13 protein-coding genes and 2 pseudogenes are annotated in these 13,156 nt (G+C 59.6%); 9 read left to right on the top strand and 6 right to left on the bottom strand.

All coding sequences use genetic code 11. The features are described 5' to 3' along the window. The coding region (locus AC1DPR_RS27045) for a flavin reductase family protein (RefSeq protein WP_477817560.1) at positions 1-267 on the top strand (267 nt) is incomplete at its 5' end. Here AC1DPR_RS27045 and speB read toward each other — a convergent pair. Further along, a complete protein-coding gene (gene speB, locus AC1DPR_RS27040) occupies positions 264-1,259 on the bottom strand; it encodes an agmatinase (protein ID WP_477817559.1) in 996 nt (331 codons plus the stop codon). The genes AC1DPR_RS27045 and speB overlap by 4 nt on opposite strands. 113 nt (positions 1,260-1,372) lie before the next feature. Between speB and AC1DPR_RS27035 the strand changes: the two are divergent. Next, a pseudogene (locus AC1DPR_RS27035) lies at positions 1,373-1,829 on the top strand (arginase family protein); the annotation flags it as partial. 75 nt (positions 1,830-1,904) lie between these two features. On the opposite strand, the gene AC1DPR_RS27030 reads toward AC1DPR_RS27035, so the two are convergent. After that, positions 1,905-2,792, bottom strand: a complete 888-nt coding sequence (locus AC1DPR_RS27030; protein WP_477817558.1) for a LysR family transcriptional regulator — start codon at positions 2,790-2,792, stop codon at positions 1,905-1,907. Positions 2,793-2,916: 124 nt separating this feature from the next. Between AC1DPR_RS27030 and AC1DPR_RS27025 the strand changes: the two genes are divergently transcribed. Further along, on the top strand, positions 2,917-3,195 hold the full coding sequence (locus AC1DPR_RS27025) for a helix-turn-helix domain-containing protein (RefSeq protein ID WP_169684184.1): 279 nt from the start codon (positions 2,917-2,919) through the stop codon (positions 3,193-3,195). Between the two features lie 34 nt (positions 3,196-3,229). Here AC1DPR_RS27025 and AC1DPR_RS27020 read toward each other — a convergent pair. Continuing rightward, positions 3,230-3,433: pseudogene (locus AC1DPR_RS27020) on the bottom strand (hypothetical protein); the annotation flags it as partial. 604 nt (positions 3,434-4,037) lie between these two features. On the opposite strand from AC1DPR_RS27020, the gene AC1DPR_RS27015 reads away from it, so the two are divergent. From AC1DPR_RS27015 to AC1DPR_RS27005, 3 genes are all read left to right on the top strand, one after another. Beyond that, positions 4,038-5,711 carry an arylsulfatase gene (locus tag AC1DPR_RS27015; protein ID WP_192241331.1) on the top strand — a complete coding sequence of 558 codons (1,674 nt, stop codon included), beginning with the start codon at positions 4,038-4,040 and terminating at the stop codon, positions 5,709-5,711. A gap of 85 nt (positions 5,712-5,796) precedes the next feature. Beyond that, positions 5,797-6,456, top strand: a complete 660-nt coding sequence (locus tag AC1DPR_RS27010; protein ID WP_477817557.1) for a hypothetical protein — start codon at positions 5,797-5,799, stop codon at positions 6,454-6,456. Positions 6,457-6,493: 37 nt separating this feature from the next. After that, positions 6,494-6,925: a DUF2721 domain-containing protein gene (locus AC1DPR_RS27005; protein ID WP_477817556.1), complete on the top strand. Its 432-nt coding sequence runs from the start codon at positions 6,494-6,496 to the stop codon at positions 6,923-6,925. Positions 6,926-6,957: 32 nt separating this feature from the next. Here AC1DPR_RS27005 and AC1DPR_RS27000 read toward each other — a convergent pair whose 3' ends face one another. The 3 genes from AC1DPR_RS27000 to AC1DPR_RS26990 form a co-directional block, all read right to left on the bottom strand. Further along, complete coding sequence (locus AC1DPR_RS27000; RefSeq protein WP_477817555.1) at positions 6,958-7,746, bottom strand: hypothetical protein; 789 nt, start codon at positions 7,744-7,746, stop codon at positions 6,958-6,960. A gap of 199 nt (positions 7,747-7,945) precedes the next feature. Continuing rightward, a complete protein-coding gene (locus tag AC1DPR_RS26995; protein WP_477817554.1) occupies positions 7,946-8,800 on the bottom strand; it encodes a hypothetical protein in 855 nt (284 codons plus the stop codon). 105 nt (positions 8,801-8,905) lie between these two features. Next, positions 8,906-9,913, bottom strand: a complete 1,008-nt coding sequence (locus AC1DPR_RS26990) for an HAD family hydrolase (protein WP_477817561.1) — start codon at positions 9,911-9,913, stop codon at positions 8,906-8,908. A 190-nt stretch (positions 9,914-10,103) separates the two neighbouring features. Here AC1DPR_RS26990 and AC1DPR_RS26985 point away from each other — a divergent pair, with 190 nt between their 5' ends. The 3 genes from AC1DPR_RS26985 to AC1DPR_RS26975 all read left to right on the top strand — a co-directional run bounded on the left by AC1DPR_RS26985 (position 10,104) and on the right by AC1DPR_RS26975 (position 13,096). Next, positions 10,104-11,993: a sensor histidine kinase gene (locus AC1DPR_RS26985; RefSeq protein WP_477817553.1), complete on the top strand. Its 1,890-nt coding sequence runs from the start codon at positions 10,104-10,106 to the stop codon at positions 11,991-11,993. Beyond that, positions 11,990-12,643: a response regulator transcription factor gene (locus AC1DPR_RS26980; RefSeq protein ID WP_169684174.1), complete on the top strand. Its 654-nt coding sequence runs from the start codon at positions 11,990-11,992 to the stop codon at positions 12,641-12,643. The genes AC1DPR_RS26985 and AC1DPR_RS26980 overlap by 4 nt, the downstream gene beginning before the upstream one ends. A gap of 81 nt (positions 12,644-12,724) precedes the next feature. Beyond that, entirely contained in the window at positions 12,725-13,096 is a 372-nt protein-coding gene (locus AC1DPR_RS26975; RefSeq protein WP_026372192.1) for a response regulator transcription factor, read from the top strand. The last annotated feature ends 60 nt before the right edge of the window (positions 13,097-13,156 follow it).

Here is a 13,156-nt window from a genome sequence, read left to right as displayed (position 1 = left end):
GCGCAGTCCTTCGCCGGCTTCGATGGGCGGCGAGGGGTCGAGCGCTATCAGGACGCGCAATGGTATAGTCTTTCGACCGGCACGCCCGCGCTGAAAGATGCGCTGACGGTTATCGACTGCGAACTTGAAACGGTACTCAACCACCATTCGCACGCGATCCTTATCGGTCACGTTTGCGCGATTAAAACGCGTGACGATGTCGAGCCGTTGCTCTACTGGCGTGGCGGCTACCGACGGCTATCGGGCGAGGCCGGCATCCGCCCCTAGCGAGCGGATGGCCGGTGATCGGGGGCGCCGCCAGCATCGCGCCGAACACCAACCTGCTTGGCAATGACGCAGAGAAGTTCGAACATCATGGTGGCACCGGCAAGTGCCGTCATGCCGGCGAGGTCAAATGGCGGCGCGACTTCGACAACGTCGGCGCCCACGATCTCAACTCCGTCAAGCAGACGGATCATTTGCTGCGCCTCACGGGTCGTGAAGCCGCCGGCCTCGGGTGTTCCGGTTCCCGGCGCCATGGATGGATCGATGCAGTCGATATCAAAGGTAACGTAAGTCGGCAGACCACCGGCGATTTCTCGCGCCTCGCGCATCACGTCGTCTGCGCCGCGGGTGACAAACTCCTCCATGTAGATGATCCTGATGCCCTGCTCTTTTGCCCAGTCATGCTCGCCCGGATCATAGATCGACCCTCGAATTCCGATCTGAACGATTCGCTTCGGGTCGAGCAGCCCCTCCTCGATCGCACGACGGAACGGCGTTCCATGCGTATAGGGGTTGTCACCGAAATAGCGATCGTTGGTGTCAGAGTGCGCATCAAAATGAATCAGGCCGACCGGTCTGTCTTTTGCGACGGCCCGTAGCACGGGCAGCGTCGTCAAATGGTCTCCCCCGACCGATAGCGGAATGGCACCGGCGGCGACAATCGTACCCATTCCCTTTCTGATGCGATCGAGGCCGTCGGCAAGATCGATCGGGTTCACGGAAAGATCGCCTACATCTGCGACGTTGGCGATGCTGAAAGGCGCGGTGCCCGAGACATGGTGTACGCGCCGCATGAGGCTTGACTGATTGCGAACCTCCCGCGGCCCGTGCCGTGCGCCTGCCCTGTTCGTCGTCCCGCCGTCCCAGGGAATGCCGACAAGGGCGATATCAAGCCCGATCGCGGTCTGCACGGCGGGCAGACGCATGAAGGTTGAATGTCCGGCAAAGCGCGGAACTTCGGCAGCATCGACCGGTTGAAAGAAATTGCCGCTCATCGTTCCCGTCCTTTGCTTATGGTGATGCCTCAATCTGTGATCCCGCCGCCTCTCGCGCAAGCCCAACTTTTCATAGTGCCCAATCAGCAGGCTGGCATGACGAGACAGCGGGCGGTGGCCCGATGCGTAACGCGGTGCTGAATGGTGTTCTCGATCCGACCAGGACTATTCAGATAGGCATCCGCGGGTCAGCTGAATACCTCTGGGAGTTCTCCTATGAGTCCGGGATGACGGTTATTCACGCGGGGAAAATATCAGCGATGGGCATTTCGGCGATCGTCGAGAAGGCCCGGCCGGTGGTTGCCGACGGCCCCACCTACCTCTCCTTCGATATTGACAGTCTCGACCCTGCCTTTGCCCCCGGCACAGGACGCCCGAGATCGGCGCCTGACCAGTCGAGAGGCACTGGAGATGCTGCGCGGACTAAAGGGGCTGAACTTCGTCGGCGCCGATCTCGTTGAGGTATCGTCGCAATACGACAGCACGACGAATACGGCACACGCTGGCGCTCAGATGCTGTTCGAGATCCTCAGCCTCCTTGTATTCAGGCCGGCGGTAGCACGTCGCTAAGTGCGATTGGCCTCGGCCACCGCTAACCAGTTTGCCCTTCACCGACCGTCGCTGGCATCCGGTTACGCTATGCTGTCAGCCGCGCCTTGCCAGCGACCGTGCGATGTCGACAATATCGTCGCGGCCAGCGGTTGGATCTTCCTTGTTCCAGGCGATCCCAAGCCCGATCCGGAAGTCGATCCCGCTTACCTTCTTCAGCTCAAAGCCGCGATTGGGAAGATCAAGCGTCCATTCCGGCGCAAAGCCGATGCCAAGCCCTGCAGAGACCAGCGACACCAGCGCATAGGTGTCATCGCAGCTGAAGGCAATGTTGGCGGTGAGGTCGTATTCGGCGAACTTCTCATTGAAGTATCGTTCSGWAAARGACAGGTTCTGCCGGTTGAAGGCGATGATCTTCTGAGTGCGCAGATCATCGATGCTGATCTCGTCCCTGGCTACCAGTGGATTGGCATGGCCAACCGCCAGGTAGTAGCGCTCATGCGCAAGCGAGACGAAGCGCAAGGAGCCGATGTTTTCCACCGGGCGGATGAAGCCYARATTGAGCTGCCCGGTCTCCAGGCCGCGGATGATCTCGCCGGTATTGCCCGACGCGATGTGGATGCGGACATCGGGATACTTGCGGGCGATCTTGGCAAGGAAGGTTGGCAGCATGCCCATGGTGGCCGGGTAGATGCTGCCGATCCTGATCTGGCGGATGCGGCTGCCGCCGGCTGCCCGCGTCAGTTCGGTGGTCAGGTCGATGTCGCTCAAAATCCGCACACAGCGATCGTAAAAGGTCTCCCCTGCCCTGGTCAGTTCCACCCTTCTGGTCGAGCGGATGAACAGCGGACAGCCAAGCTCCCTTTCCAGCGACATCACATGATTGCTGAGTGCCGGCTGGGCAATGTGCATCCTGGCAGCCGCCCGGCCGAAGTGCAGTTCCTCGGCCACCGCTTTGAAATAAGTGAGTTGGCGTAATTCCATGAAGGCTATCCACTTGTGCTAGCAAACTCCAACGATGTGCTGCGTTCGGTGATTCACGCTTAGATTGCTTTCGTAGTTTTATAATACGTGGTTTCATAGATTGTCAAATGTTGTGTTTTCCGCCATGGATGCACGGCAGAGAGTAGCAATGAATCTTCGGCGTTTGCGAGTTTCTAAAGGAATCTCGCAAGATGATCTTGCGCTTACGGCTGATATCGAGCGCTCTTATGCGGGGCACCTCGAACGCGGCAGCAAAAACCCGACAGTGGTCACGCTCGAGAAAATTGCAACGGCTCTTTCATGTGATATCTCGGAGCTTTTCGCTCCCGTGCCCGATGACACAAAGCCAATCGAACCACTTCGTAGCGGACGACGACCTCCAAATCGAGATTGGCGTTCCTGACAAGATTTGAACCGCCCTGGTTTCGTCGATCCGCCTAGCCGATCGACAAGGCTGGCAATACCGCGGCCGCGGCGGCATTGATCGAAGTGGATACCTCTTCCAGAAGCCAGTTGAGGCAGTAAGCATCCGGATCGCGCTCGAGCTGCTCTGTCGAAGCGGATTGTGTAAGCAGCAACGGGCCTGGCATCGCGGCGTTCTTTGCGAGCATGGCGGAGACACGATAAGCATCGCCTTCAAGGCCCGGTTTCTATGGCTTTAGGCGATGGTGGACGCTTCCTCTGGGCCCACCACTTTTTCCAGGGATTTGTTCCCTGCGGCCCGTGTCGCCGGCATCCGCTGGCCGACAGGCTAAAGGCTTACTTTTGCCTACTGTCACCGGAATTATACGAGGAATGGCGGGAACCGGCGTCCGGCTTGGTCACCCCCTCCGATCAGCCCAGACGTTCCGGCGTTGTGACGTTTGCCTCACTTCGGTCGCCGCCTTTACCCCTTGGGGAGGCACGTCGCGCTCGCAAGGAATGCGTCGTCGCTGACGGCTTCCATCGCTGGCAAGCACAGCGGTTGATCACGGCGATTCCCTAAAGGGCAATATCTGCCCCCTCTAATACACTGTAGAAAATGGTTGGAAGAGTGGAAGTCCTCTTCTGCAAGTCGAGGGTCACCCACGGCCGTGAGCCGCGTCTTTACCGGAGCAGACCAGCCATTGGGTAGTGAACTGGGCGCCGCCGAGAAAACCCTCTTTTGCTTTGACTCGTCTTTCAACCAACCTTGGCCGTCATCGAGGCGGCCCCCAGAGGGAGGCATTCGAAATGAGACGGACCACGAAGCTGATAACAACCGCAATGGCGGTCGCGGGCAGCCTGCTTGCGAGTACCGCGACAATACATGCGCAGGAGGAGAGGAAGCCCAACATCCTGTTCATCATGGGAGACGACATCGGATGGATGCAGCCGAGCATCTATCACCAAGGCCTCGCGGTCGGTGAAACCCCCAATATCGACCGCATCGGCCGGGAAGGCGCGAAGTTCATGACCTACTATGCCGAGCAGAGCTGCACGGCAGGGCGGACCGCGTTCATTACCGGCATGCAGCCGGTGCGCGTCGGCATGGTTCTGCCGGAGATCCCCGGAAGTCCGTCCTACCTGCGGGCCGGCACGCCTCACCTCGCCAAGTTCCTGTATGATCTCGGCTACTCCACAGGTGAGTTCGGCAAGAACCATCTCGGAGATACCACCGAATCCCTGCCGACGGCGCACGGGTTCCAGGAATTTTGGGGCTATCTCTATCACCTCGACGCCATGCAGGGGGTGAGCTTCCCCGATATCAACAAGACCTCAACCGAGCAGGGGATCGCGCCACCTTGCAGGAACACGCCCATTCCTGGCATGGCGGAAGATCCGGCGGCGGTGGATGCAAAAACCACGACCTGCCTGACGCCGCCGCGTCCAATGCTCGCGTGCACATCCTCCGACGGGTCCCCGGCCAACCAGTCATGCAAGGACGCAGGGCCACTAACGCTCGAGCGCTCCAAGACGGTTGACGAAGAGATCTCCGCCAAGGTCATCGATTTCCTCGACCGCAACGACCCGAAGAAGACCAACAAGCCGTTCTTCGTCTGGTACAACCCCGCGCGCATGCACATCACCACAGTCCTGCCGGACAAGTACCTGAACATGGTGGGTGAGCAGGGCGGCAAGGACTGGGGCGTCAACGAAGCCGGGATGAAGCAGATGGACGACAACATCGGCTACGTCTTGAAGAGGCTCGAGGAGATGGGCGAACTCGACAATACCATCGTCGTCTTCACCACCGATAACGGCGCCGAGACGATCACGTTCCCGGACGGCGGCACCACTCCGTTCAAGGGCGGAAAGCTCAGCACTTGGGAAGGCGGCATGCGTGCACCGCTCGTGGTTCGCTGGCCGGGGCACATCGAGCCTGGTACAGTCAAAAACGAGATGTTCTCGGCCCTTGACTGGCTGCCGACGTTTGTGAATATCGCCGGTGGGCCCAAGGGGGACGGCCTGAAAAAAGAGATCGAGGCAGGCAAGTATCCTGGAATCGTCAAGACCACGCTCGACGGGATCGATCAGCGCGACTTCCTGGAAGGCAAGTCGCCATCCAAGCGCGACTCGTTCCTGTACTATTCCGGCAAGGAGCCGTCGGCAGTCCGCTACAAGAACTGGAAGATGTACTTCGCCATGGTGTCAGACGATCCGGCTGGATTCATCGGCGGCGTGCAGCCTTACGCCTGGACGCAGGTCGTCAACATCAAGCGCGACCCGTTCGAAACCTCGGTCGGACAACAGTTGAAGACGCTCTTCGGTACAGGCGGGGCCATCGCGTCACCGTCCACCGCCTATGTCTATGACTGGAATATCCTGCCCATCGGCCAGCAGTTGTGGCTGAAGCATCTCGAGACCTACATCGACTTTCCGCCGCTTCAGAGCCCTGCAAGCTATAATCTGGAGCAAGTGATGCAGCAGGTCCGCGAAATGAAGACTGGTCACGACTGACGCGCAGGCGAATAGCGACATTTGTAGCGGACGCCACATGGCGGCCGCTACATCGGTATGCCCAAGGGCTGCAGAGGGCCGAACGATGAGCGATTTCACCCAAGCAGATCATGATGAACCGCGGTGGGCTCCGGTGCTGGCAATCCTCGGAGTGTTTGCCTTTCTGGAGGTGCTGCCGCATCACGTCTACGCCCTGCCACGGTGGATATCATACGCGGTTCTGGTGGCAGCCATTGTGCCGATGGTCCTTGTCACGCTTTCCAGCGACAATGCCGTGTGGCTGCGGGTCGAGCATGTCGCGATCATGCTGCTCGCCGGTGTCTACGCGGGGAATACGGCAGCGGAGCTTGGCGACATGGTCGGGATCATCACCGTGCATCCGCCCGAGACGCGTTCGGTTTCGCTGTTGACGTCATCCTTTACGATCTGGATCACCAACGTCCTGACCTTCTCCCTGCTCTACTGGCAGATCGACGCGGGTGGTCCCGCGCGCCTCGCGCGTAGCATGGCAGGACGACCCGACTGGCTTTTTCCCCAGACCTCGGCACCCGAACTAGCCGCGCCGGACTGGCGACCGCTCTACGTTGACTATCTTTCCCTCGCGTTCAATACGGCGGCTGCCTTCAGTCCCACCGACGTGCTGCCGCTGACAAGACGTGCGAAGGGACTGATGATGATCGAAAGTGCCATTGCTCTGTTGACGCTCGTGCTCGTGGCTGCGCGCGCCGTCAATGTCATTCCGTAGCGGCGCATTGTTCGTCCGTCGAGATCGAGGGTGCCTGATGTCAGTCGAGGCCGATCAGCTTTCAACAATGATCAATCACGCGGTGGCGCCCGCGTTCATGCTCAACGGCGTCGCGGCGATGGTGGCCGTGCTCGTCAATCGGATCTCCTCCGTTACCGAGCGGATCAGAAACCTCCGTGAGATCGATGAAGCTGACCTCGTTCGAGCCAGGCTAAAGCAGGAGATCGGCGTACTCAGGCAGCGGGAGCTGCTCTTGAACAGTGCCTTGCACCTCGCTGTCCTTGCCGGGATCGGGGTGACGCTGTTACTCCTCTTCGGCTTTGTCGTGGCATTCTTGGGGTACCGCCACGAACCAGGCGCCGCCGTGCTTTTCATCGCGTCGCTTTGCTTTCTGGCTGGATCCCTGTTCCGGTTCCTGCAGGACATCAGGCTCTCCCAAGGCGAGCACAAAGATCGTCAGTTGCGGTGATACCTCGAACTGTGCGGATCCGTTCGCCTTCACTAGAAGTGGAAGGCCACCCCTAGGATCGGCCCCTGCTGGACGACGTCGAAGACAAAACCGTCGTCCTCGTAATTGACGCCTATGGCTCGGTATCCGGCCACTGCCGATATGGTGTCGTTGAACTTGTAGCCGAGGCCGAGGCCCACGTCCCAGTCAACGTCGGCGCCGCCACCGCCCACCAGCCCCCATCCCGTGACATAGATTTCGGGGGTGAAGAAGTAGTTTCCGCGCAGGCCCACGACCGCGTCCACCCACGTGGCACTGTCATCCCGCTCCACTCCGGCCAGAAGTCCGCCGTTGAAGGTGATGTCGGTCTCAACCGACCAGACCTTCATGCCGCCGAACACGTCGAGGTGGCCATTCTGATCTTCGAGTACGGCGTAGCCCACGCCCAGAAGGCCTGCAAAGGTCTCCGACGTCACTCCGACGCTATCGGCGAAGATGCCGCGCGGCGTGTGCGCATCGGCCCCCAGCTTGACGTAGATGATGTCGCCGACAATGCTGTAGCGGTCATAACGTGCCTCGGCCGTAGCCATGAACGCGAAGTCGAGATTGTCGAAAATGTCGCCAAAATCGGCATCGATCTTGACCTCGGGAAGCCCGAATTGGCGCACGTTCCCGGAAATTCCGGCAGCCCAGAAGTAGGGCGCCACGGTGAACTCCCAGCCGCTGCGGGTCTCCACCGTTTTCGCTTCGGGTGCCAGGGGCGTGAGATCAGCCGCATCGCCGAGCGATGTGGTCGACAGGACTGCGAGCATGACGATCGCAGGCAAGTGAATGGTTTTCATGAGAATCCCCCGATCTCGTTTACCGCTCAGCATTGCTTCCGGGTCGACAGTGCGTGACGGGATTGGAGTTCGGCAAGCCGAAACGGCTATTCGGACTTGCTGGAGCCACAGAATGCCTGAAACTGTGGCTTGTTGGCCTCAGTCTTGCTTTCCTGACGGCAGGGACACGCCACGAAGGTGACGTGTCCCTTGCTGGGGATCAATAGCAAGGGGGGAACGGATAGTACCCACATTGCTGACCGTTGTAGTAGGAGTTGTAGTAGTAGGGTCGCGCTGCGGCCGCGCCCACCGCAGCGCCTGCAACCACGCCCGCGGCAACCGGAGCACCACGATACCAGGCACCGTGATAGACGGGCGCATGCCAGTATGTACCTCCCACACGGTTAATGTTGGTGTCGCCGACATGGACGTCGTCCCCCCGGAAACCGCCCGCAAAGTCTCCTCCGCGCATGTCTCCTCCGAATCTGCCTCCGCCGCCGAAGCTACCACCGGCAAAGTCTCCTCCGTGGAATCCTCCGCCGCCGAATCCTCCACCACCGAACCCTCCGCCACCACCACCGAAATGATCGATGAAGAGGGCTGCCGGTCCGGAGGCACCATTAAGGCTGCCCTCCAGAACGGTTATATCGAAGGTGAGCGTCGTCCCATCCAGTTTAGGGGTCTTGAGCGTCACGACAGCGTCGCTGACATCTGAACCGTCGCCGCCCAGAACCGACACCGTTGCGTTCGGAGGGTCGACCGCAAAGTTGTCCTTGCCGTCATCCCACTGCATGATGAATTGTTCGGTCGTCACATGCCCTGCGGCCCGAACCGGCCGATCGGCAAAGACGATCGAATTGGCCGACACGCCGGTCAGAATGAGCTTGCCGCTTTCCATTTTCGCGCCAGACGAATTGAGCACCGCCAATGAGGGGACCGGCCCTGTCGGCGTGACCACGCCAATCGTCTTCTCCAACGGCACGTGCGGCTTCTTCGGTGCGTCCTGGGCGAAGGCGGCGGGGCTCAAGGCAACACTTCCGAGCAGGATGAGCGTAGTCAATCGGTCGAGTTTCATGGATGTGTCCTCGCAGTTGGAACGGGGCAGTCTTGCATCACCTTCCACGCCCCGTTTTGAAGTCTGAGACTTCTGGTGTAGCGATCTCCCAAACAGCAGAGCCGCTTAGTCCTTGAAGATTTTTTTCCAGTCGGCCTTCATGTCGACGACGGTCCAGCCTGTGATCGCGGCCGCATCGAGCGCCTTGTCGAGGCGGCCGAATTCGCTCTTGCGGTCATAGGCGTATTCACGTTCCTCATCGGTGTGGTGAATGAGGACCCCGAGACGCGCAGGCGCACCTGCCATTGTCGTCCACTGCAGCATTTCGAGATCGCCGTCGGAATTGCCGAAGGCTGCGATGGGACGACGACCGATCCCCTGGTTRATCCCAACCGGCTTGCCGGCCTTGTCGTCGATGAAGTTGACTTCCGGCAGACGATACAAGGTCGGCGTGTCGTCCTGCATCTTGAACTGCGTCTTGATCGAGGAGCCGATGACCTGCTCCGGGGGGACGCCGTAGACCTTCTCCGTCCATGGCCGCATGAACTCAACCCCGCCGCCCGACACGATGAACGTCTTGAAGCCGTTGGCGCGCAAGTAGGAAAGCAGCTCGACCATCGGTTCGTATACGAGTTCCGTGTAGGGTCGTTTGAACTTCGGGTCGCGGGCCGTCGAAAGCCAGTCGGTCACCACCTTCTCAAAATCAGATGTGGTCATTCCCGCATGTGTCACCATGATGAGTTCTAGCAGACCCTTTTCCCCTGACGCGGCGAGTGTCTCCATGTCGCCGTCGAGCACGGCCTTGAATGGCTGGACGTTCTGCCATTCCGGATGCTGCGGAGAAAGCGTCTTCACGCGGTCAAGGGCAAAAGCAAGCTGGGTGTACATGGGGTGCTCGACCCATAAGGTCCCGTCATTGTCGAAGACGGCGATCCGTTCCGGTTCCGGGACGAAGTCGGGTGATCCCTGCTTTGTCACTCTCTCCACGAACGACACAATTGCCGATTTTGGCCCGGTATCATTCCAGGACGGCAGGGGATCACTTTGGGCGTACGCGGATATTGCGAAGGCGAACGCACCAAAGATGACGGCGGCAGCCACGTGGAGTGGCGCGTTGACGAGGTGGCGGAACATTGTTTTTACCCCCAGGGTAAGCGTGGCGCGGGCTGCGCGTTCCTTCTCTTCCGGCATGCATCGACTCTAACGAAAGCGTTCCCTCCGCGATATTGCCCTTTGGGGAATCCGCGCAACCATGAGTGGCTTTGGCGACGCATGACACTTCAGCGACAAGGTGTTATCATGCGCGAGCTTTGGGAGTTGGACGATGGCCTCGGGCAAGGGGGAAGGTCGATTGCGGTGCGCTGGCGCCTTGCTGGCACCGCTCTTTCTGACGGCCTCGGTCGTATTCGCTGCCTCTCAAACCACTCCACCGCCTCTCGATCGGTCGCCGCGGGTTCTCATACTTTATCCATATGACGAAAGGATCGCGGCGACCACGGCTGCCGGGGAAGCACTGCGAGGCCGGCTCCTTGAAGCAACCAGTGGGAAGATCGATCTGTTCTCCGAGTTCCTGGACCTGTCGCGGTTTCCGGAGGCTGAACATGTCCAGCGACTGGGGCGGTACATGGCAGAGAAGTATGCCATCCGTCGCCCGGACGTCGTTGTCGCGCTGGGCAAGGAGTCGGCTAGTTTCATTTCGACAAACCGGGCAAGCATCGCTCCCGACGCGAAGATAGTGGCGGCCGGCTTCGGCAACTCGACCTCTGAAAACATCGACCTTCCCGATGACGTGATCGGCGCGTTCACGACATTCGACATTCTGAAGACCGCGGAAATGGCGCGAGGTCTGCAACCCGGCGCCCGTCACCTCTACATCATCGGCGGCTCATCTGAGTTCGACCAGGGTTGGCTGGCAACGGCGCGCGCCGACCTCGCCGAATTCTCCAAGTCGTACGAAACGACTTACCTCGAAAACCTGACGATCGAGCAATTCATTGAACGGGCAGCCGAAGTCCCTACCGACAGCATCATACTGGCGTTGACGGTCTTCAAGGATCAGGCCGGGCGGAATTTCATACCGCGCGAAGCGATAGGAAAAATTGCTGCAACGGCCAGTGCTCCGGTTTACGGCCCCTACCAGACCTACATCAACTACGGGGTCGTCGGCGGCAATACCGTCACATTTGAAACCTTGGGTCAGACCGTCGGCAACCTAGTCCTTGATGCCATTGCCGGTAGGCCGATTAAGGATATTCAAGCGCCCCAGACCTACATCGTCGACGCGCGACAACTGAAGCGTTGGGGCTTGGCGGAAAAGAACCTGCCCGCGGGCACCATCCAGATGTACAGGGAAAAGGGCCTCTGGGAAGGCCACTGGCTGGCAGTGACAGGAGCGTTTGGTGTCGTTTTGATGCAGGCCGGCATCATCGCAGCCCTACTTCTCGAGCGACGCCGTCGAAAGGAGGCAGAAAGCCGGTCGCGACTTCACCTGCTCGAAGCTGTCCACCTGAACCAGTCTGCGACGGCGGGGGCGTTGTCGTCTTCCGTTGCCCATGAACTCAATCAGCCACTGTCGGCCATCAGAAACAACGCGGAGGCTGCCTCTGTACTGCTTCAAAATGACAGCCCGGACCTTCAGCTCATCCACCAGATCCTTCTCGATATCCAGGCAGATGATCAGCGTGCGGGCGACATCATTGGCCGGATGAGAGGATTGCTCAAGAAAAGAAGCGAGATCGACTGGCAGGAGTTCGACCTGAACGATGTCACGTCGAACGCAATCAGCATCATTCACGGAGAGGCGGAACGCAGGGGGATCACGCTCAAGACAAAGCGGCCGACGACAGAGCTACCGGTGCGCGCAGACAAGGTTCATGTGCAGCAGGTTGTCCTCAACCTGGCGACCAATGCGATGGACGCCATGACCGAGGCGGGGTCCGACAGCAGGATTCTGACGCTGGCAACAGGAGTTGTGAAGGAGAAAGCCGAGCTCTGTGTGGCCGACACGGGCAACGGAATTCCGCAGGAACGCCTGTCCAGCATCTTCGAGCCGTTCTACACGACAAAGCAGGCTGGAACGGGTCTTGGCCTTTCCATCGCGCGCGCGATTGTTGAGACTTACGGCGGAACGATCTCTGCGACCAACCGACCCGAAGGTGGCGCAATCTTTCGTGTGGCGCTCCCGCTTGCCCGAGGCGGGGAGCGACACTCATGAAACCGGTCGTCCATATCGTCGATGACGATGAATCTTACCGCACGGCAACGGCACGACTGCTTTCCGCCTATGGCATCGCAGTGGAGGTCTATGAATCCGGTGATGAGTTTCTTGCCCGCCTTCCAGGCTGCGAGCCGGGCTGCGTTCTTCTTGACCTGCAGATGCCCGGTCGGTCCGGCTTGCAGGTACAGCACCAACTATCCGAGCTCGCACCGCTGCTTCCGATTGTGTTTCTTACGGGGCAAGGGGACATAAAGGCCGGCGTCGACGCGATGAAAGCGGGCGCCCAAGACTTCCTGGAGAAGCCGAGTTCAGGTGCGGTCCTGATGGAAACCATCCAGCGCGCGTTGGCTCAGTATGAGAGGCGCAGGACCGAGTATGAGCGCCGGCAGCAAATGAGGACTTTGGTGGCTGGCTTCAGTGCCCGCGAAGCTGAAGTGTTTGGGCTTGTTGTCCGTGGCCATCTCAACAAGCAAATTGCCTACGCCCTTGGTATATCGGAGCGCACGGTAAAGGTTCACCGTCATCAGGTTATGGAGAAGCTCGGAGCAAGGTCGCTTGCGGAGGCTGTCTCGATTGCCGCGGACATCGGGCTCGACCACGGACAAGTACGACGTGTGACGCAAAGTGACGGGCCGCCTTCCCCTTAGGGCAATATCGAGTTTTCGACGACGCGCCTACAATGGGTGCCAACTGCGGATCTCGAGAAATGTCACGATGGGGGCATGATAGTGGGAAAGCTGCGCGGCACGGTCGCTGTTGTCGATGATGATGCGAGCCTGCGTCGAAGCGTCGGACGCCTGCTCTACGCTTACGGATTTCCGGCCATTGAGTACCAATCTGCCGAAGCCTTCCTCGGTCGCGATCCAAACATCCTGATCGACTGTCTCGTACTGGACATCGACCTCGGCGGCATGTCCGGAATCGAATTGCAGCACAAGTTGAAAGAGGCAGGATCGAAACTGCCGGTGATTTTCATCACCGCCCTCGAAGACCCCCGCCTGAAAACCAAGGCAGAACAAGCCGGGTGTGTCGCCTATCTGCGAAAGCCTTTCGCAGGGGTCGGGCTTATCGACGCGGTGAAGAAGGCGATTGGATCGTGAGTTCTTGCTCGATGACCGACCGCCACGAGGCTCAGGCAGACTGACCAGCCAGAAGGCTAA

This window comes from Rhizobium sp. 01T417 (assembly GCF_056398905.1).
This window is presented reverse-complemented; position numbering and strand designations above follow the sequence as displayed.

What these genes read in the sequence shown, in the direction of transcription:
- speB (WP_477817559.1), bottom strand. Translation starts at nt 1,259, where the DNA reads ATGAGCGGCAATTTCTTTCAACCGGTCGATGCTGCCGAAGTTCCGCGC.
- AC1DPR_RS27025 (WP_169684184.1), top strand. Translation starts at nt 2,917, where the DNA reads ATGGATGCACGGCAGAGAGTAGCAATGAATCTTCGGCGTTTGCGAGTT.
- AC1DPR_RS27015 (WP_192241331.1), top strand. Translation starts at nt 4,038, where the DNA reads ATGGCGGTCGCGGGCAGCCTGCTTGCGAGTACCGCGACAATACATGCG.
- AC1DPR_RS27010 (WP_477817557.1), top strand. Translation starts at nt 5,797, where the DNA reads ATGAGCGATTTCACCCAAGCAGATCATGATGAACCGCGGTGGGCTCCG.
- AC1DPR_RS27005 (WP_477817556.1), top strand. Translation starts at nt 6,494, where the DNA reads ATGTCAGTCGAGGCCGATCAGCTTTCAACAATGATCAATCACGCGGTG.
- AC1DPR_RS27000 (WP_477817555.1), bottom strand. Translation starts at nt 7,746, where the DNA reads ATGAAAACCATTCACTTGCCTGCGATCGTCATGCTCGCAGTCCTGTCG.
- AC1DPR_RS26995 (WP_477817554.1), bottom strand. Translation starts at nt 8,800, where the DNA reads ATGAAACTCGACCGATTGACTACGCTCATCCTGCTCGGAAGTGTTGCC.
- AC1DPR_RS26985 (WP_477817553.1), top strand. Translation starts at nt 10,104, where the DNA reads ATGGCCTCGGGCAAGGGGGAAGGTCGATTGCGGTGCGCTGGCGCCTTG.
- AC1DPR_RS26980 (WP_169684174.1), top strand. Translation starts at nt 11,990, where the DNA reads ATGAAACCGGTCGTCCATATCGTCGATGACGATGAATCTTACCGCACG.